Source organism: Pseudomonas sp. microsymbiont 2 (assembly GCF_054788395.1).
Window position 1 is genome coordinate 1,313,769 of record NZ_CM139112.1, and the last position, 19,468, is coordinate 1,333,236.

Genomic DNA, 19,468 nt, shown 5'->3' on the forward strand with positions numbered 1-19,468 from the left:
ATGGGTGGCCTGTTCGATCGAATCGCGCGGATGCGCTACAGGCCACTATCCATGGCTATGGAAGATCAGGACTTCTTCTCGTCCGCCGCCTTGTCGGTCGGCTCGGCGATCAGCTTCTTCAGCTCGTCGCTCATCGGGAACTGCAGGTTCAGGCCTTTTGGCGGAATCGGCTGCTGGAACCACTTGTCATAGCTCTTGTTGACTTCACCCGACTTGAAGTAGGCGACGATGGCCTCGTCGACCGCTTTCTTGAAGGCTGGATCGTCCTTGCGCACCATGCAACCGTAGATCTCGTACGATTGCGGGGTGCCGGTGATGACCCAGTCGGACGGCTTGCGTGCCTTGGCCATTTCACCGGCCAGCAGGGCGTCGTCCATCATGAACGCCACGGCGCGGCCGCTTTCGAGCATGTTGAAGGCTTCGCCGTGGTCCTTGGCGGAGATCACGTTCATCTTCATCTGCTTGTCGGCGTTCATCGCCTTGAGGATGCGCTCGGAGGTGGTGCCGGCGGTGGTCACCACGTTCTTGCCGGCCAGGTCGGCGAAGTCTTTATAGGACGGCTGGCCATCCTTGACCTTGGTCAGCAGGCGGGTGCCGACTTCGAAGATGCCCACCGAGAAGCCGACCTGCTGCTGGCGCTCGACGTTGTTGGTGGTGGAGCCGCACTCAAGGTCGACGGTGCCGTTCTGCACCAGCGGGATGCGGGTCTGCGAGGTGACCAGGTTGTACTTGACCTTGATGTCGGTGCCCAGTTGCTTTTTCAGGGCTTCGACGACGGCCAGCTGGATGTCGTGGGAGTAGCCTACTGGTTCCGGTTTGCCGGCCAGGTAGGAGAACGGGATGGAGGAGTCGCGATGGCCCAGGGTGATGGTGCCGGAGTCCTTGATCTTCTTCAGGGTGCCGGTCAGCTCTTCGGCCATGACCGGCGACGAGATGACCGCTGCCGCGATGGCGGCGCCCAGCAATTGACGAACGATGCGCATCAAATTTTCCTCGACGTGTTTGTTTTTTTTATGGAGCCGTTGGCGGACTCTTTCGTTCAACGAATACAGCATGAAGCGTGGTGCATTCGGCTCCCAAGTGTAGAGCATGACTCGTGCCAAGCCCCGACATTGATCATAACGCCGCGAAAATACTGGGAATTAATCTTTTTTGATGCCTTTACGACAGTATGTGTCGTACGGCTTTCCGAAAGGGTGCGAGCGGATCGTTCGGGAATCCGAACGAATGACTGCGCGCAGGGGCGTCAGTCTGACGCAATGGGGCCGCTGTGCGGCCCATCGCGGGCAAGCCCGCTCCCACAGGTACCGGTATGCATTGTCCCTGTGGGAGCGGGCTTGCCCGCGATGGGCTGCACGGCAGCCCCATTGAGTCTTACCGGTTTGGCCTCAGGCCGCCTGCACGCGGTTGGCCAGGGCCTGCTGCAAGTAATCGGCCAGTGCCTGTTGCTCGACCACGCTGGTGAACAGGCCCAGCTTGGTGCGGCGCCAGAGAATGTCGTCGGCGCTGCTGGCCCATTCTTCGCTGCACAGGTAGTCGACCTCGCGGGTGAACAGGCCGCCACCAATCGACTGGCCGAGGTCTTCAGGGCCGTTGACGCCTTCGAGCAGGCGCCAGACACGGCTGCCATAGGTGCTCGCCCAGCGCCTGGCGATATCCAGCGGCAGCCAGGCATGGCGCGCCACCAGCGCTTCGACCAGGGCCTGCGCGCTGGTCATGCTCTCGCCGCCTGGCAGCGGGGCGGCGGCGGTCCAGCTGCCGCGCATCTGGGTGAAGAACGGGTGCAGCTCGGCCATGGCCGATTCGGCCAGCTTGCGGTAGGTGGTCAGCTTGCCGCCGAATACCGACAGCAGCGGAGCCTGGCCTTCGCTGGCGGACAGCGCCAGGGTGTAGTCGCGAGTCACCGCCGATGGGTTGTCCGACTCGTCGTTGCACAACGGGCGCACGCCGGAGTAGGTGTGCAGGATGTCGGCACGGCTGAGCTGGTGGTTGAAGTGCTCGTTGACCACCTTGAGCAGGTAGTCGGTTTCCTGCTCGGTGATCGCCACCTTGGCCGGGTCGCCACTGTATTCGCGGTCGGTGGTGCCGATCAGGGTGAAGCGTTCCAGGTACGGAATGCAGAAGACGATGCGCTGGTCTTCGTTCTGCAGGATGTAGGCATGCTCGCCTTCGTACAGGCGCGGCACGATGAGGTGGCTGCCCTGGATCAGGCGGATGCCGTACGGCGCATCGAGTTTGAGGTCATCCTTGATGAAGCTGGCCACCCAAGGGCCGGCGGCGTTGACCAGGGCGCGGGCACGAATGCTTTGCAGGCTGCCGTCGGCGTGCTGCAGTTCCACCTGCCACAGGCCATCGATACGTTCGGCGCGCAGGCAACGGGTGCGGGTGTGGATGTGCGCGCCTTTCTCGCGTGCGGCCATGGCGTTGAGCACCACCAGGCGGGCGTCGTCCACGGCGCAGTCGGCATACTCGAAGCCGCGGGTGATGGCTGGCTTGAGCGGGTAGCCCGGCCCGAAGCGCAGGCTGCGCGAGGCGCCCAGGCGCTTGCGCTTGCCCAGGTGGTCATAAAGGAACAGGCCGGCGCGGATCATCCAGGTCGGGCGCAGGTGCGGGCGGTGCGGCAGGACGAAGCGCATCGGCTTGACGATGTGTGGCGCCTTGGCCAGCAGGACTTCGCGCTCGGCCAGGGCTTCGCGCACCAGGCGAAATTCGTAGTGTTCGAGGTAGCGCAGGCCGCCGTGGATCAGCTTGCTGCTGGCCGATGAAGTGTGCTGGGCCAGATCGTCCTTTTCGCAAAGGAACACCTTGAGGCCACGCCCGGCGGCATCGGCTGCGATGCCCACGCCATTGATGCCACCGCCGATCACGGCGAGGTCATAGCAGTCGATGGTTTGGGGCGAAACGGGCTGGGACACGGCAAGGCCTCCTGGGCTGTTCACATCGAATATGAACATCTATGTTCGAATTCGAAAATATTAGCGCAATGAACCAGCGGTCGCCAGTCAGTCTTCATAGAAAATACTGATCGAATGGCAAGGAAATGAACAAAAACGAAAGTGATGAGCAAGCTGCATGTTTCACGTTGCAAGAAAAAGCCGGACTGCAACTGACAGCCTGTCGCGGTCCGGCTTTTTCTTGCGGCTAAGCGCTTGAAGCTTGTAGCGCTCAAACCACGTCGAGACGGATCTTGTGTTGATTGAGCAGCTGGGTGAGGGCAGGGGACGGTGCCTGGTCGGTCACCAGGCAGTCGATCAGGCTGATCGAGCCCAGGCGAACCATGGCGTTACGGCCGAACTTGCTCGAGTCGGCGGCGAGGATCACCTGGCGGGCGTTGGCAATGATCGCCTGGGACACGCGCACTTCCTGGTAGTCGAAGTCCAGCAGGCTGCCGTCTTCGTCGATGCCGCTGATGCCCACCACGGCGAAGTCGACCTTGAACTGGCTGATGAAGTCGACGCTGGCCTGGCCGACCACGCCACCGTCGCGGCGCACCGTGCCGCCAGCCACCAGCACCTCGAAATCGTCCTTGGCGCCAAGGATGGCCGCCACGTGCAGGTTGTTGGTGATGATCTTCAGGTGATTGTGGTTGAGCAGGGCCCGGGCGATGGATTCGGTGGTGGTGCCGATGTTGATGAACAGCGAGGCATGGTCGGGGATCTGCCGGGCCACGGCTTCGGCAATGCGCTGCTTTTCATCGCGCATCTGGTCGGCGCGCATGGCGTAAGCGGTGTTCTCGATGCTCGAGTCATAGGCTGCGCCGCCATGGTAGCGCCGCAACAGGTTGGCCTCGGCCAGTTGGTTGATATCACGGCGGATGGTCTGCGGGGTGACGACGAACAGCTGCGCCATTTCCTCGATGCTGACATAGCCGCGTTCGCGAACCAGTTCGAGGATTTGTTGTTGGCGTGGGGGCAGATTCATGGGCGGTCCTTTGGGGCTGCCGGACAAATTCTGCAATGATGCCGTAGGTCGTGGTGTAGGACCAGCCTGGTTATTGCGCAAGAGCCCATCGCGGGGCGAGCCCGCTCCCACGAAAAGCGCTGCTTGGCGGCGCTTGATCGTGGGAGCGGGCTTGCCCCGCGATGCTTGTGGGATCAGGCGTCGTGATCTTCCCAGTCGCGGGTGCGATCTACTGCTTTACGCCAGCCCTTGTACAGTTTCTCTTTCGCCGCCTCATCCAGCTGCGGGCTGAACTCGCGTTCGATGATCGCCTTGTCGCGCAGTTCGTCCAGGCCGCTCCAGAAACCGCAGGCCAGGCCTGCCAGGTAGGCGGCGCCCAGGGCCGTGGTTTCGCGCATCTTCGGGCGCTCGACGCAGGTGCCGAGGATGTCCGCCTGGAACTGCATCAGGAAGTTGTTGGCCACCGCGCCACCGTCCACGCGCAGCTCGGAGAGGCGTTGGCCGCAGTCTTGCTGCATGGCGTCGAGCACATCGCGGGTCTGATAGGCGATGGACTCCAGCGCCGCGCGGATGATGTGGTCGACCTTGACGCCGCGGGTCAGGCCGAACAGCGCGCCGCGGGCATACGGATCCCAGTAGGGGGCGCCCAGGCCAGTGAAGGCCGGGACCAGGTACACGCCATTGCTGTCCTTGACCTTGCTGGCGAAGTATTCGGTGTCGTAGGCGTCGTTGACGATCTTCAGTTCGTCGCGCAGCCACTGCACGGTGGAGCCACCGTTGAACACCGCGCCCTCGAGAGCGTACGCCACTTCGCCGCGCGGGCCGCAGGCGATGGTGGTGAGCAGGCCGTGGGACGACTGGACGGCCTTGTCGCCGGTGTTCATCAGCAGGAAGCAGCCGGTGCCGTAGGTGTTCTTGGCCTGGCCCGGCTCGACGCACATCTGGCCGAACAGCGCCGATTGCTGGTCGCCGGCGATACCGGCGATGTCGATGCCGCTCTTGGTCTTGCCATAGACTTCGGACGACGGGCGTACCTCAGGCAGCATCTGGCGTGGAATGCCAAGGATATCGAGCAGCTTCTCGTCCCACTGCAGCGTATGGATGTTGAACATCAGCGTGCGCGAGGCGTTGGTGTAGTCGGTGACGTGCACCTTGCCGCCGGAGAACTTCCAGATCAGCCAGGTATCGATGGTGCCGAACAGCAGCTCGCCACGCTCGGCGCGCTCGCGGGCGCCCTCGACATTGTCGAGGATCCACTTGAGCTTGGTGCCGGAGAAGTACGGGTCGGTGACCAGGCCGGTGGCTTCGCGGATGTACTGTTCATGGCCGTCGCGTTTGAGCTGGGCACAGATGTCGGTGCTGCGCCGGCATTGCCAGACGATGGCGTTGTACACCGGGCGACCGGTTTCCTTGTCCCAGACGACGGTGGTTTCGCGCTGGTTGGTGATGCCGATGGCGGCGACCTGGGCGTGGCTGATGCCGGCCTGGGCCAGGGCCTCGACCATGGTCGCGCTCTGGGTGGCGAAGATTTCCATCGGGTCGTGCTCGACCCAGCCCGCCTGCGGGTAGTGCTGGGCGAATTCGCGCTGCGAGGTGCCGACCACATTGGCATCGCGATCGAAGATGATGGCGCGCGAACTGGTGGTGCCCTGGTCCAGGGCGATGATGTAGTTCTTGTCCAGGGTGTCTGTCATGTCGATGGCCTTGCACGAATAAGGGAGTAGGTCAGGGCGTGGCGGGCCCGGCGTCTCAGCCTGGGCCCGGCGCTGGCATCAGGAAACCTGGGTGTCGCCCTGAGGATTATCGTCTGTCTGCGGGTTCTCGGCTTGCGCGGTCGGCAGGTTGCGGGCGATCAGGCCACGGTACAGGGCCGCGCCGAGGCTGGCGCCGAGGATCGGTGCGAAGACGGGCACCAGGAAATAGGGGATGTCGCGACCGCCGGTGAAGGCGATTTCGCCCCAGCCGGCGAAAAATGTCATGAGTTTGGGACCGAAATCCCGTGCCGGGTTCATCGCGAAACCGGTCAGCGGGCCCATGGCGCTGCCGATCACGGCAATCAGCAGGCCGATCAGCAGCGGGGCGGTGGCGCCACGGGGCAGGCCGTTGTTGTCGTCGGTCAGGGCCATGATCACGGCCATCAGGATGGCGGTGATGATCACTTCGACGAGAAACGCCTGGCCGGTGGACAGCGCCGGGTGCGGATACGTCGAGAACACCGAGGCCAGCTCCAGGCTGGCCTGGCTGCCGCGCAGCATGGCGTGGCTTTGTTCGAAATCGAAGAACAGGTTGCTGTACAGGAAGTACACCAGCGCCGCGCCGCAGAAGGCGCCGCCTACCTGGGCGAGGATGTAGAACGGCAGCTTGCGCTTGTCGAAGCCGGCGAACACGGCGAGGGCGATGCTCACGGCCGGGTTCAGGTGCGCGCCGGAGACGCCGGCGCTGAGGTAGATCGCCATGCTCACGCCGACCCCCCAGATGATGCTGATCTCCCACAGGCCGAAGCTGGCGCCGGCGACCTTGAGCGCGGCGACGCAACCGGTACCGAAGAAGATGAGCAGGGCGGTGCCGAGGAATTCGGCCAGGCATTGGGCGTAAAGCGTCGGTTGTCGTAGAGCAGTCGTCATGTTTGACCTCGGTTCTTGTTGTTGTGAGGCGCTGGGCGCTCGACAGCAAAAAGCCCGGAGTCGATCCCCATTGACGCCGGGCGGATACAGGAAGTGCACCTTATAGGTGCACCATTTATTCATAAACGAAAAAATATAGACAAGAAACGCTGATGTCAAAGGTCGAAAATGAACGCCCGGTCACAATCTGACAGTCAGGCCCATCGCCGAATCGGCGGCCGCTGCTCTGGCCTGGGGGCTGCGCTGGCTGGAAGGTGGCATTTGCCCTAAAGTAGCCGCCGAAACGTGATCGACTGGAGCCCTGCATGACCCCCGCCCTGGACCTGCTGAAGAAGGCGCGCGCCGAGCACCGCGTGCACAGTTACGAACATGATCCCAAGACCGCCTCCTATGGCCTGGAAGCAGCCGAAAAGCTGGGCCTTGAGCCATTACGCGTGTTCAAGACGCTGCTGGCCAGCAGCGAGAAGGGCGAGCTGCTGGTGGCGGTGGTACCGGTGGTCGGCACCCTCGATCTGAAGGCCTTGGCCCACGCGGCAGGGGTGAAGAAATGCGAAATGGCCGACCCGCAGGTCGCCCAGCGCGCCACGGGTTACCTGGTCGGTGGCATCAGCCCGCTGGGCCAGAAGAAGCGCCTGCGTACGTTCATCGACCAGTCGGCGCAACAACATGAAACGATTCATGTCAGCGCCGGACGCCGTGGACTCGAAGTTGAACTCGCCGCTTCGGTACTCGCTGCCCATACCCAGGCACAGTTTGCCGAGATCGGTCGCGGCTGAGCATCTGTATGGTGGGAAAATCCACCGGTCTGTCACTGTACGGTCAGTCTGCCATGCTCCATGCTCGGCCGCTTTCCGACAAGACAGAGGGATCGGGTCATGCAGTTGCACTTCCATCAGGTCGATGCTTTCAGTGATCGACCGTTCGCCGGCAATCCCGCCATGGTCTACCTGTTGGAGCAGTGGCTCGACGAAGCGCTGATGCAGCGCATCGCCGCCGAGCACAACCTCGCCGAAACAGCCTTCGTAGTGGCCCAGGGCGAGGACTATCGGATCCGCTGGTTCACCCCGAGCACCGAAGTGCCCTTGTGCGGTCACGCCACCCTGGCCAGTGCCCATGTGCTGTTCGAGGTGTATGGCGAGACCAGGGCGCGCCTGGACTTTCATAGCCAGTCTGGATTGCTGAGCGTCAGCCGTGAAGGTGATCGCTTGTGGCTCGACTTTCCGCGTATCGACCCGCAGCCGTTGACCGAGCCGTTGGCGGTGGCCGCGGCGCTGGGCTGCGAGGTGGTCGAGGTACGCCGGACCAAGGAACTGTTCGTGGTGCTGCGGTCCGAGCAGGCAGTGCTTGACTGCGCGCCGGACATGGCGGCGGTGGCACGCTTGCCTGGGTTGGGCGTGATCGTCACCGCGCCGGGGCGCGAGCATGATTTCGTTTCGCGCTACTTCGCCCCGGGCATCGGCATCCCCGAGGATCCGGTGACCGGTTCGACCCATTGTTCGTTGATTCCCTACTGGGCCGAACGCTTGGACAAGACCGAGCTGCGTGCTTTCCAGCGCTCGGCGCGGGGCGGTGAGCTGTTCTGTCGGCTGGAGGGGCAGCGGGTGAAGATCGGTGGCCAGGCCCGGCGCGTGGCCAGCGGCACGCTGCTGTTGTGACCATGAGATCTTTATAGGAGATCGCCCAGCCCTTTGGGGCTGCGCTGTCGCGCAGGGAACTGTTATCCCTGTGGGAGCGGGCTTGCCCGCGAAGCAGGCACCACGGTGCCTGGCACCGGCTTCGCCGGTGTTCGCGGGCAAGCCCGCTCCCACCGAGTCGAACTAAGTCAATGAGTTATGGTTTTTCCCATGAGAGCGGGTTTGTCTCGCGATCGCGGGGCTGTCAGACCAGGTACTGCCTACCCATCAATGGGCGGAACTGACCCGCCGCACGCCTTGCTCATGGCTGGCCAGCTGCGCGGCGACGCTGCCGGGTACCGCGAACAGCACCAGGTGGTCCGCCGCTACCGCGATGCCGACGTCCTGGCCGACCTGATGGTCGTTGTGGCTGGGGAAGATCGCCTCGAGCTGGCTGCCAGTGGGCAGCTGCAGGCGATAGAGCGTGGAGGCGCCGAGGAAGCTCTTGCCGACGATCCGCGCGCGCAGGGCGCTGTCGGGTGCGTGGATGATGTCATCGGGGCGCAGCAATACGTCAACCGAACTTCCCAGGGCCATGGTGTAGGCGCGGTTGCCACGCAGTTCGCCCAGTTCCGTGGCTACCGCTTCATGGCTGCTCATCTGGCCACGAATGAAGTAGCCCTGGCCGATGAAGCTGGCAACGAAGGGGGTCTGCGGCTCGTGATAGAGGTTGTAGGGTGTATCCCACTGCTCCAGGCGGCCCTCCTTGAACACGCCGACGTGATCGCTGACGGCGAAGGCCTCCTCCTGGTCGTGGGTAACGAGGATGGCGCTGGTGCCCCGGCTCTTGAGAATGTCGCGGACTTCGTGGCTCAGGCGTCGGCGCAGTTCCACGTCGAGGTTGGAGAACGGCTCGTCGAGCAGCAGCAACTGCGGTTCCGGCGCCAGTGCCCGGGCCAGGGCAACCCGCTGCTGCTGGCCACCGGACAGCTCGTGCGGGTAGCGCCCGCCCAGGCCGCCAAGCTTGACCAGCTCGAGCATTTCTTCGATCACCGCTGCTTGGTCAGGGTGCTTGCCGATACCGAAGGCGATGTTCTGCGCCACGGTGAGGTGCGGGAACAGTGCGTAGTCCTGGAACACCATGCCGATCCGGCGTTTCTCCGGCGCCAGGGTGAACCCGGCGCGGGAGATGACTTCGCCGGCCAGCTGGATCTCGCCTTCGTGAACTGGTTCGAAGCCGGCGATAGCCCGCAGTGTGGTGGTCTTGCCGCAACCGGAGGACCCCAGCAGGCAACCGATGTCGCCTGCGTTCAGGTGCAGGTTGAGGTTCTGGACGATGCGCTGGTTGCCGTAGCCGCAGGCCAGGTTGCGCAGGTTGAGCAGTAGCTGTTGACTCATGCGTGGTGGTAAGCCGGTTCTACAAGGAATTCCAGGAGGGCCTTCTGTGCATGCAAGCGGTTCTCAGCTTCGTCCCAGGCGACCGAACGAGGGTCGTCGAGCAGATCCTGGCTGATTTCCTCGCCACGGTGGGCGGGCAGGCAGTGCATGAACAGGGCGTCGGGTGCCGCCAGGTCGAGCAATTCGCGGGTGACCTGGTAAGGCGCGAAATGCGCCAGGCGCCGTGCAGTTTCCTCCTCCTGGCCCATGGAAGTCCAGACATCCGTGGTCACCAGGTGGGCGCCGCGCACGGCTTCCTGCGGATCACGGATGATCTGCACGCGGTCACCGCCCAGTGCCAGGAAGCGTTGATCAGGCTCGTAGCCTTCAGGGCAGGTGATGCGCAGTTGGAAATCGAACTGGCGGGCGGCTTCGATATAGGAGTTGCACATGTTGAAGCCGTCGCCGACCCAGGCCACGGTCTTGCCCTGGATCGAGCCACGGTGTTCGAAGAACGTCTGCATGTCGGCCAGCAACTGGCAAGGGTGCGATTCGTCGGACAGGCCGTTGATCACCGGCACCTTCGAGTGGGCGGCGAACTCGGTGAGGGTGCCGTGGGCGTGGGTCCGGATCATCACCGCATCGACCATGCTCGAGAGCACGATGGCGCTGTCGGCGATCGGCTCGCCGCGGCCCAGCTGGGTGTCACGGGGCGACAGGAAGATGGCCTGACCGCCGAGCTGGATCATGCCGGCTTCGAACGACACCCGGGTACGGGTCGAGGATTTCTCGAAGATCATGCCCAGTACGCGATTCTTCAGCGGTTCGAACAGCACGCCGCGCTTGCGCAGGTCCTTCAGCTCGATGCCTCGGCGGATCACCCCGAGCAGTTCGTCGGTGGTGAAGTCCAGCAGGGAGAGAAAGTGCCTTGCGCTCATGATTGACTACCTTATCTGCAACGGTATGCAGGTCGACCGTATGGTTTTTGTTGACAACGGGGGTGACCTGCGGCGTAAGCCGCACGGGGCGGACGAAATAGGGAAAGGCGCAATACTATAATTAAATGTCGCCTCAAACCAAGAGGGGAAACAGCGCCTCTGTGTCAAAGGGTGTCGTAAGCCATTGGCGGGCAGCTGTTTTTTATTTGCTACAGCGGTTGTACACGGCTGGGCGCGCCTTTGGCAAACCCGCTGTCGCGAATCGCCCGCCTGATGTCGTCCGATTCACGCCGCGAACGTCACTGGCCAGGCCAGGTCGTGCAGGCCCATAGTCGAACGTCCAGAACAACAAGCAGAGGCGGCCATGACCAAGACCCTGCATCACCGTGCCTGTCACCTGTGCGAGGCCATCTGTGGCCTGAGCATCGAAGTCACCCATGAGACCGACGGTCGGGCGCGTATCGGTTCGATCAAGGGCGACCCGCAGGATCCGTTCAGCCGTGGCCATATCTGCCCCAAGGCGGTCGCCCTGCAGGATATCCAGGAAGATCCGGATCGCTTGCGTCAGCCGCATCGGCGCATCGGCGAGCAGTGGCAGGCCATTGGCTGGGACGAGGCCTTCGAGCTTGCCGCCGAGCGCTTGTGGGCAGTCCAGCAAGCCCACGGTCGCGATGCCGTGGCGGTGTACCAGGGCAATCCGAGCGTGCACAACTACGGGCTGATGACCCACAGCAACTACTTCCTCGGCCTGCTGAAGACGCGCAACCGCTTCTCCGCGACTTCCGTGGACCAACTGCCCCAGCACCTGACCAGCCATCTGATGTACGGGCACGGGCTGTTGCTGCCGATCCCCGATATCGACCACACCGGTTTCATGCTTATCCTCGGCGGCAATCCGCTGGCCTCCAACGGCAGCATCATGACCGTGCCGGATGTGGAAAAGCGCCTGAAGGCGCTCAAGGCCAGAGGCGGGCGCCTTGTGGTGGTGGATCCCAGGCGCAGCGAAACGGCCGCCATCGCCGACCAGCATCTGTTCATCCGCCCCGGTGGGGATGCGGCGTTGCTGTGCGGCCTGCTGCATACCTTGTTCGCCGAGGACCTGGCCCGGGGTTCGCACCTGCCGGTCGACGGGCTGGAGCAGGTGCGTGAAGCGCTGCTGCCGTTCGATGCCGAGGCGATGAGCGGGATCTGCGGTATTGCCGCACAGGACATTCGCCAGCTGGCCCGTGATTTTGCCGCTGCCGACAAGGCCGTGTGCTATGGCCGGATGGGGGTGTCGACCCAGGCCTTTGGTTCGCTGTGCCATTGGCTGGTGCAACTGATCAACCTGGTTACCGGCAACCTCGATCGCGAGGGCGGCGCCTTGTGCACGGAACCCGCGGTGGACCTGGTCGCCTCGACCTCCGGTGGACATTTCAACCGCTGGCGCAGTCGGGTCTCGGGGCTGCCGGAGTATGGCGGTGAGCTGCCGGTCTCGGCCTTGGCCGAAGAAGTCCTTGTGCCTGGCGAGGGGCAGGTGCGGGCACTGGTGACCGTCGCTGGCAATCCGGTGTTGTCCACCCCCAACGGGCGGCGTCTGGATCAAGCGCTGGGCGGGTTGGACTTCATGCTCAGCATTGACCTGTACATCAACGAGACCACCCGGCATGCCGATCTGATCCTGCCTTCGACATCCGCGCTGGAGAACGATCATTACGACTCCACCTTCAACCTGCTGGCGGTGCGCAATGTCACCCGCTTCAACCGCGCGATCCTGCCCAAGCCCGAGGGTGCGCTGCACGACTGGGAGATTTTCGTCGGGCTGGCGCAGGCTTATGCAAGGCGGGCGCAGGTCGAACTCAAGGCGACCCTGTCACCTGCTCGGATGATCGATTTCGCCCTGCGTAAAGGGGCCTACGGCGATGAGTCGGCCTGGAAACTGTCGGTCGAGACCCTCGATGAGCATCCCCATGGCCTGGATCTCGGGCCACTGCGCCCGAACCTGGCGACGCGCCTGCGCACCGAGCATCGGAAAGTGGCCGCGGCGCCCACGGCCTTGCTGGCGGACCTGCAACGCCTTGCCCGGCAGATGCCGCCGATGCCCGGTCAATTGCTGTTGATCGGTCGCCGCCATGTGCGCAGCAACAACTCGTGGATGCACAACTACCATCGGCTGGTCAAAGGCAAGCCGCGCCATCAGTTGTTGATGCACCCCGACGACTTGCGTCAACGCCAGTTGCAGGATGGCCAGACCGTGCGCATCCGCTCGCGTACCGGCGTACTGGAGGTACAGGTGCAGGCCAGCGACGAAATGATGCCGGGGGTGGTGAGCCTGCCGCATGGCTATGGTCATGGACGTCGAGGCGCGCAACTGCAGATCGCCAGCGCACAGCCTGGGGTGAGTGCCAATGACCTTACCGACGAGCTTCTGCGTGACGATGTCTCGGGCAACGCGGCGCTCAATGGCGTGCCGGTGCAGGTCGAGGCCGCATGAGCGTCGCCAAGGCCGAGCACGCCGCTCGGCTTTCCGATACAATGCGTCACCGTGCCGACGACCACGTCGGAAAGTTCAGCCGAGGTGCTTCATGGATATCATCGATACAATCAAAGAGCAGATTGCCAACAACACCATTCTGCTTTACATGAAAGGTTCGCCGAATGCGCCGCAGTGTGGCTTCTCGGCCAAGGCTTCGCAGGCAGTGATGGGTTGTGGCGAGAAGTTCGCCTATGTCGACATCCTGCAGAACCCGGAAATCCGCGCCAACCTGCCCAAGTACGCCAACTGGCCGACCTTCCCGCAACTGTGGGTGGCCGGTGAGCTGGTCGGCGGCAGCGACATCATGCTGGAAATGTTCGAGAAGGGTGAGCTGCAGACCCTGATCAAGGAAGCGGCCGCCAAGGCCAAGGCTTCCGAGGCCTGATTCCGCGGTTGTCGCCGGAATGCAAAAGCCCCGCATCCGCGGGGCTTTTTGTTGGGCCTTGAAAAAGCATGCCGGCGAGCCGGCGATGCTCTTCGATGAAGAACTTACTCTTCGCCCATCTGCGATTGCAGGTAGTTCTCGATGCCGATCTTGTCGATCAGGCCCAGCTGGGTTTCCAGCCAGTCGATGTGCTCTTCCTCGGACTCGAGGATGTCCTCGAGCAGCTCACGGGAGCCAAAGTCGCCCGAGGTCTCGCAATGGGCAATGGCCGCTTTCAGGTCGGCGTGGCCTTTCTTCTCGAGCTTCAGGTCGCATTCGAGCATTTCCTTGGTGTGCTCGCCGATCAGCAGCTTGCCCAGGTCCTGGACGTTGGGAATGCCTTCGAGGAAGAGAATACGCTTGATCAGCTTGTCAGCGTGCTTCATCTCGTCGATGGATTCCTTGTACTCGTGCTTGCCGAGCTTGTTCAGGCCCCAATCTTCGTACATGCGTGCGTGCAGGAAGTACTGGTTGATCGCGACCAGCTCGTTTCCGAGGATCTTGTTGAGATGCTGGATGACGCTTACGTCGCCTTTCATGATGGGGTCCTGCCCTGTAGAAGTTGAGCCAATGAATTCAAGTCTGAGCCCGACAACTACCTATGTCAAACCTAAGTTGTTGAATAATAAGTGAAATTTAATCGGAATAAGAATGTTTGTGAACCGCGTTATGGCGCTAACTTATTGAATTTCAGGCATAAAAAAACCGGACACAAGGTCCGGTTCTTGGAAATCGGGAAAATCATGCCGCGTTGAATTCAACGGGGTAGGGCAGTGCCGCCTGCTGGCTGACCTGCAACTCGGTGAGCGTTTCACGCACCACCTGCTTGGCGAGGCAGGCGCACTTGCCGCATTGGCTGGCAACATTGGTGGCGGCTCGAACTTCCTTGTAACTGCAGCATCCTTCGTAGATCGCATCGCGAATCTGTCCGTCGGTGACACCGACACAAAGACACACATACATAAAGGCTGACCATCACGGGTTGAGTCGATGGGTTGGAGATTAATGGTAATGAGAATGCTTGTCAAAACACTTTGTGTAAGCCCCGCCCTTGAGCGACCGGCGGTTGGAATTCGGCCTGTCACGCAAAGCTGTGTATGATGGTCGGCCTTTGCTGATTCCGGGGGAAAGCACTCTCCCGGGCAAGGTTCTTCACCCCTCATCAGGAGAAATCGAATGAGCGTACTCGTTGGCAAAAAAGCCCCTGACTTCACCGTTCCAGCTGTGCTGGGCAACGGCGAGATCGTCGACAGCTTCAACCTGGCCTCGGCCATCAAAGGCAAGTACGGCCTGGTGTTCTTCTACCCGCTGGACTTCACCTTCGTCTGCCCGTCCGAGCTGATCGCCCTGGACAACCGCATCCCTGACTTCCAGGCACGCAACGTGGAAGTGATCGGCGTGTCGATCGACTCGCACTTCACCCACAACGCCTGGCGCAACACGCCGGTCAACAGTGGCGGCATCGGTCAGGTCAAGTACACCCTGGCTGCCGACATGACCCACGAAATCTGCAAGGCCTACGACGTCGAGTCCGAAGGCGGCGTGGCCTTCCGTGGCGCCTTCCTGATCGACACCAACGGTGTCGTGCGTTCGCAGATCGTCAACGACCTGCCGCTGGGTCGCAACATGGACGAGCTGCTGCGTCTGGTCGACGCCCTGCAATTCCACGAAGAGCACGGCGAAGTCTGCCCTGCCAACTGGAAAAAAGGCGACAAGGGCATGAACGCTTCGCCGGAAGGCGTTGCCGCCTACCTGAGCGAGAACGCTGGCAAGCTGTAATTGCCAAGCGCATAAAAAAACCGGCCCTGGTGGCCGGTTTTTTTTGCTTCAAGCTTCAAGCTTCAAGCGGCAAGAAAGAAGCAAGGTACTTGCGGCCTGCTTTTCCTTGTCGCTTGAAGCTTGTGGCTTGCAGCTCAATCGTTGAAATCGCGCCAGCCGCCCATTTCTTTCCAGCGGTTGACGATGCCGCAGAACAGCTCGGCCGTCTTTTCGGTGTCGTAGCGCGCCGAGTGCGCTTCCTTGCCGTCGAAATCGATGTCCGCGCTCTGACAGGCCCGTGCCAGCACCGTCTGGCCATAGGCGAGGCCGGCGAGGGTGGCGGTGTCGAAGCTGGAGAACGGATGGAACGGATTGCGCTTGATATCGTTGCGCGCCACGGCCGCATTGAGGAAACCCAGGTCGAAGCTGCTGTTGTGCCCGACCAGAATCGCTCGCTTGCAGCCGTTGGCCTTCAGTGCCTTGCGCACGCCGCGGAAGATATCGGTCAGCGCGCTTTCCTCGCTCACCGCCATGCGCAGCGGGTGGTCCAGCTTGATGCCGGTGAACTCCAGCGCAGCCTGTTCGATGTTCGCGCCTTCGAACGGCTCGACCCGATAGAAGTAGGTGTGCTCGGGGAACAGGAAACCCTTTTCATCCATGCCGATGGTCACCGCGGCGATTTCCAGCAGGGCGTCGGTGGCGCTGTTGAAACCACCGGTCTCGACGTCCACCACAACCGGCAGGTAACCGCGGAAGCGCTCGGCCATCGGGTGGCGCGAGCCGCTGCTGACCGAACTGTCCTGCTCGTCTTCGTACATATCTTCGCTCACGCGTTGTCCTCCAGCAGGCGCCAGCGCAGCTTCTCGCCGGCACGCAGCGGAATCACGGTGTTGTCGCCAAACGGCAGGCTGTCCGGCGCGGTCCATTCTTCGCGCACCAGGGTGATGGTGTCGGTGTTGCGCGGCAGGCCGTAGAAGTCCGGACCGTGCTTGCTGGCAAAGCCTTCGAGCTTGTCCAGCGCGTTGCGCTGCTCGAACGCCTCGGCGTACATCTCGATGGCGGCATAGGCGGTGTAGCAACCGGCGCAGCCGCAGGCGGCTTCCTTGGCATGCTTGGCATGCGGCGCCGAGTCGGTGCCGAGGAAGAACTTCGCGTTGCCGCTGGTGGCGGCATCCAGCAGCGCCACCTGGTGGGTGTTGCGCTTGAGGATCGGCAGGCAGTAGAAGTGCGGGCGGATACCGCCGACCAGCATGTGGTTGCGGTTGTACAGCAGGTGCTGGGCGGTGATGGTCGCCCCGACGTTGGCCGGCGCCTCGCTGACGAACTGCGCGGCGTCGCTGGTGGTGATGTGCTCGAATACCACTTTCAGGGTCGGGAAGCGTTCCACCAGGCGGCGCATGTGCTCGTCGATGAAGCGCTTCTCGCGGTCGAACACGTCGATCTCGCTGCGCGTGACTTCACCGTGGACCAGCAACGGCATGCCCGTCTCGGCCAGGGCCTCGATCGCCGGGAAGATATTGTCGATGCTGGTCACGCCCGAATCGGAGTTGGTGGTGGCCCCGGCCGGGTAGAGCTTGGCGGCGTACACGATCCCGCTGGCCTTGGCGGCACGCACGTCGTCGGCGCTGGTGCGGTCGGTGAGGTAGAGCACCATCAGCGGCTCGAAGCGGCTGCCAGCGGGGCGTGCGGCAAGGATGCGCTCGCGGTAGGCCGCGGCCTCGACGGCGTTGCGCACCGGCGGAACCAGGTTGGGCATGATGATGGCGCGGGCGAAGGTGCGCGCCACGTCACCGACGGTATGTGGCAGGACGGCACCATCGCGCAGATGGATGTGCCAGTCGTCGGGGCGCAGGAGGGTCAGGCGATCGGACATTGGGGATTCCAGGCGGGTCGAACTCAGAAGCCAATGCTACCGGAAAACCCCTGTTCGAGCACGGCTATCAAGTTTTCTCGCGGGCGTCCGATAGCGTTCAGGTAAGCCGTCAGAATCTGTGGAGCCGCCCGTGCGCCAGCGTTACCTAGCCCTGTTCACCCTTGTCGCCAGCCTGCCGGCCGGGGCGCTGACCTTCCAGACTCGCGTGGAGAACGTCGCCTGGAAAGTCGAGGGTGACCAGTTCGAGTGTCGCCTGGTCCAGCCGATCGATGGCTTTGGCAGCGGCGAGTTCGTGCGCCGCGCGGGAGAGCAGCCGACCTTCCAGCTGCGTTCGGCCAGCAACGTCCTGGGCGCCGGCCCCGCCACCTTGCTTGCCGCTGCGGCGCCCTGGCAGCCGGGGCGAGGGGATGTCAACCTCGGTTCGGTGCAGATGGCCCGCACGGGGGTGCTGTTCACCTCCAGCCAGGGCCAGGCCAGCCGCCTGATCAACGGACTGCTCGACGGGCGCAGCACGGTGGTGCGCAATTATCGCGGTGAAGGTGGCCGTCCCATGGAAGTGCATGTGATGCCGGTCAGCTTCGCCAAGGCCTATGGCGACTATCAGCTGTGCGCGGCCAAGCTGCTGCCAATGAACTATGACCAGATTCGCCAGACCCAGGTTGGCTTTCCAGGCGGCGGGATCGAACTGGACAGTTCGGCGCGGGCTCGTCTGGATCTGATTCTCGACTACCTGAAGGCCGACCCGACGGTCAATCACATCGAACTGAACGGCCATTCCGACAACAGCGGCAACCGCCTGACCAATCGCGACACGTCGCGCCGGCGCGCATTGGCCGTGGCCGAATACTTCATGGCCCATGGCGTGCCGGAGGCGCAGATTACCGTGCGCTTCCATGGCGAGCGCTATCCCGTCGCCAAGAACAATACGGTCGCCAACCGCGCGCGCAATCGTCGGGTGAACATTCAGCTCGATCGAGTGGCTGCGATCGAGAAACCGGTCGAGAAGCTGCCTGCCCCCACGGTGCCTGCGCCCTCGCCAGCAGCCCCTGCCACAGGCACCGCTCAGCCGGCTCCTGCCATCAAGTCCTGAGTGCGACCGCTGGTCGCGCCCTCGACAGTTCCTGTCGCTTTGTCGTCACAAGCTGTCGCCCCATTGTAAATTTTTCGGCAAGGCCGGTAGAATCATCGGCTTTCCGTACAACCCCGTGGAGTGATGGCATGGCGGACGTAAAAAAGGTCGTATTGGCGTATTCCGGCGGCCTTGATACTTCGGTGATTCTCAAGTGGCTGCAGGACACCTACAACTGCGAAGTGGTGACCTTCACCGCTGACCTGGGTCAGGGCGAGGAGGTCGAGCCGGCCCGTGCCAAGGCTCAGGCGATGGGCGTGAAAGAGATCTACATCGACGACCTGCGCGAAGAATTCGTGCGTGATTTCGTGTTCCCGATGTTCCGCGCCAACACCGTCTACGAAGGTGAGTACCTGCTGGGTACCTCCATCGCTCGTCCGCTGATCGCCAAGCGCCTGATCGAGATCGCCAACGAAACTGGCGCCGACGCCATTTCCCACGGTGCGACCGGCAAGGGTAACGACCAGGTGCGTTTCGAACTGGGTGCCTACGCGCTCAAGCCGGGTGTCAAGGTCATCGCCCCATGGCGCGAGTGGGACCTGCTGTCCCGCGAGAAACTGATGGACTACGCCGAGAAGCACGGTATCCCGATCGAGCGCCACGGCAAGAAGAAATCGCCCTACTCGATGGACGCCAACCTGCTGCACATCTCCTACGAAGGCGGTGTCCTGGAAGATACCTGGACCGAGCACGAGGAAGACATGTGGCGCTGGAGCGTCTCGCCGGAGAACGCCCCTGACCAGGCCACCTACATCGAGCTGACCTATCGCAACGGCGATATCGTCGCCATCGACGGCGTCGAGAAGACTCCGGCTACCGTGCTGGCCGATCTCAACCGCATCGGCGGCGCCAACGGCATCGGCCGTCTGGATATCGTCGAGAACCGTTACGTGGGCATGAAGTCGCGCGGCTGCTACGAGACCCCGGGCGGCACCATCATGCTCAAGGCGCACCGTGCCATCGAGTCGATCACCCTGGACCGCGAAGTCGCTCACCTGAAGGATGAGCTGATGCCGAAGTACGCCAGCCTGATCTACACCGGCTACTGGTGGAGCCCGGAGCGCCTGATGCTGCAACAGATGATCGACGCTTCGCAGGTCAACGTGAACGGCGTCGTTCGCCTGAAACTGTACAAGGGCAACGTGACCGTTGTCGGTCGCAAGTCGGACGATTCTCTGTTCGATGCCAACATCGCGACCTTCGAGGAAGATGGTGGTGCCTACAACCAGGCTGACGCCGCCGGCTTCATCAAGCTCAACGCTCTGCGCATGCGCATTGCGGCGAACAAGGGGCGTTCGCTGCTCTGAGTTCGGTCAC

General features: G+C 62.7%; 18 protein-coding genes. 7 read left to right on the top strand and 11 right to left on the bottom strand.

Annotated features, from left to right (window positions below; translation table 11 throughout):
- Nucleotides 1–65: 65 nt before the first annotated feature.
- The 5 genes from ACYUME_RS05960 to ACYUME_RS05980 form a co-directional block, all read right to left on the bottom strand.
- On the bottom strand, nt 66–983 hold the full coding sequence (locus ACYUME_RS05960) for a glutamate/aspartate ABC transporter substrate-binding protein (protein ID WP_279883085.1): 918 nt from the start codon (nt 981–983) through the stop codon (nt 66–68).
- 405 nt (nt 984–1,388) lie between these two features.
- Entirely contained in the window at nt 1,389–2,915 is a 1,527-nt protein-coding gene (gene glpD / locus ACYUME_RS05965) for a glycerol-3-phosphate dehydrogenase (RefSeq protein WP_279883083.1), read from the bottom strand.
- A 250-nt stretch (nt 2,916–3,165) separates the two neighbouring features.
- Nucleotides 3,166–3,921 (bottom strand): DNA-binding transcriptional repressor GlpR, encoded by a 756-nt coding sequence (glpR, locus tag ACYUME_RS05970; protein WP_279883081.1) that lies wholly within the window; start codon nt 3,919–3,921, stop codon nt 3,166–3,168.
- Between the two features lie 173 nt (nt 3,922–4,094).
- Nucleotides 4,095–5,594, bottom strand: coding sequence for a glycerol kinase GlpK (glpK, locus tag ACYUME_RS05975; RefSeq protein WP_050704018.1), 1,500 nt, complete (start codon nt 5,592–5,594; stop codon nt 4,095–4,097).
- A 78-nt stretch (nt 5,595–5,672) separates the two neighbouring features.
- The gene (locus ACYUME_RS05980) at nt 5,673–6,524 is read right to left on the bottom strand and encodes an MIP/aquaporin family protein (RefSeq protein WP_279883078.1); all 852 of its coding nucleotides are present in this window, start codon (nt 6,522–6,524) and stop codon (nt 5,673–5,675) included.
- 305 nt (nt 6,525–6,829) lie between these two features.
- Between ACYUME_RS05980 and ybaK the strand changes: the two genes are divergently transcribed.
- Nucleotides 6,830–7,300 (top strand): Cys-tRNA(Pro) deacylase, encoded by a 471-nt coding sequence (ybaK, locus tag ACYUME_RS05985; protein ID WP_279883076.1) that lies wholly within the window; start codon nt 6,830–6,832, stop codon nt 7,298–7,300.
- 99 nt (nt 7,301–7,399) lie between these two features.
- Nucleotides 7,400–8,179, top strand: a complete 780-nt coding sequence (locus tag ACYUME_RS05990) for a PhzF family phenazine biosynthesis protein (RefSeq protein WP_460418309.1) — start codon at nt 7,400–7,402, stop codon at nt 8,177–8,179.
- 246 nt (nt 8,180–8,425) lie between these two features.
- On the opposite strand, the gene ACYUME_RS05995 is transcribed toward ACYUME_RS05990, so the two are convergent.
- Complete coding sequence (locus ACYUME_RS05995; RefSeq protein WP_460418310.1) at nt 8,426–9,535, bottom strand: ABC transporter ATP-binding protein; 1,110 nt, start codon at nt 9,533–9,535, stop codon at nt 8,426–8,428.
- A complete protein-coding gene (gene argF, locus ACYUME_RS06000) occupies nt 9,532–10,452 on the bottom strand; it encodes an ornithine carbamoyltransferase (RefSeq protein ID WP_460418311.1) in 921 nt (306 codons plus the stop codon). Before argF ends, ACYUME_RS05995 begins: the two co-directional genes overlap by 4 nt.
- A gap of 364 nt (nt 10,453–10,816) precedes the next feature.
- On the opposite strand from argF, the gene ACYUME_RS06005 reads away from it, so the two are divergent.
- Together ACYUME_RS06005 and grxD are read left to right on the top strand one after the other, a co-directional pair.
- The gene (locus ACYUME_RS06005; protein WP_460418312.1) at nt 10,817–12,925 is read left to right on the top strand and encodes a molybdopterin oxidoreductase family protein; all 2,109 of its coding nucleotides are present in this window, start codon (nt 10,817–10,819) and stop codon (nt 12,923–12,925) included.
- A gap of 91 nt (nt 12,926–13,016) precedes the next feature.
- On the top strand, nt 13,017–13,352 hold the full coding sequence (grxD, locus tag ACYUME_RS06010; RefSeq protein ID WP_016713741.1) for a Grx4 family monothiol glutaredoxin: 336 nt from the start codon (nt 13,017–13,019) through the stop codon (nt 13,350–13,352).
- A 104-nt stretch (nt 13,353–13,456) separates the two neighbouring features.
- Here grxD and bfr read toward each other — a convergent pair whose 3' ends face one another.
- A complete protein-coding gene (gene bfr / locus ACYUME_RS06015) occupies nt 13,457–13,930 on the bottom strand; it encodes a bacterioferritin (protein WP_279883064.1) in 474 nt (157 codons plus the stop codon).
- 202 nt (nt 13,931–14,132) lie between these two features.
- On the bottom strand, nt 14,133–14,354 hold the full coding sequence (locus ACYUME_RS06020; protein ID WP_279808082.1) for a bacterioferritin-associated ferredoxin: 222 nt from the start codon (nt 14,352–14,354) through the stop codon (nt 14,133–14,135).
- A 213-nt stretch (nt 14,355–14,567) separates the two neighbouring features.
- Between ACYUME_RS06020 and ACYUME_RS06025 the strand changes: the two genes are divergently transcribed.
- Entirely contained in the window at nt 14,568–15,170 is a 603-nt protein-coding gene (locus ACYUME_RS06025) for a peroxiredoxin (RefSeq protein WP_279808083.1), read from the top strand.
- Nucleotides 15,171–15,304: 134 nt separating this feature from the next.
- Here the strand turns inward: ACYUME_RS06025 and rnt are convergent, their stop codons facing one another.
- Nucleotides 15,305–15,979 carry a ribonuclease T gene (rnt, locus tag ACYUME_RS06030; RefSeq protein WP_460418313.1) on the bottom strand — a complete coding sequence of 225 codons (675 nt, stop codon included), beginning with the start codon at nt 15,977–15,979 and terminating at the stop codon, nt 15,305–15,307.
- A complete protein-coding gene (gene pyrC, locus ACYUME_RS06035) occupies nt 15,976–17,022 on the bottom strand; it encodes a dihydroorotase (RefSeq protein ID WP_460418314.1) in 1,047 nt (348 codons plus the stop codon). The genes rnt and pyrC overlap by 4 nt, the downstream gene beginning before the upstream one ends.
- Before the next feature lie 130 nt (nt 17,023–17,152).
- Between pyrC and ACYUME_RS06040 the strand changes: the two genes are divergently transcribed.
- Together ACYUME_RS06040 and ACYUME_RS06045 are read left to right on the top strand one after the other, a co-directional pair.
- The gene (locus tag ACYUME_RS06040) at nt 17,153–18,112 is read left to right on the top strand and encodes a flagellar protein MotY (protein WP_460418315.1); all 960 of its coding nucleotides are present in this window, start codon (nt 17,153–17,155) and stop codon (nt 18,110–18,112) included.
- A 128-nt stretch (nt 18,113–18,240) separates the two neighbouring features.
- A complete protein-coding gene (locus ACYUME_RS06045; RefSeq protein ID WP_013973956.1) occupies nt 18,241–19,458 on the top strand; it encodes an argininosuccinate synthase in 1,218 nt (405 codons plus the stop codon).
- The last annotated feature ends 10 nt before the right edge of the window (nt 19,459–19,468 follow it).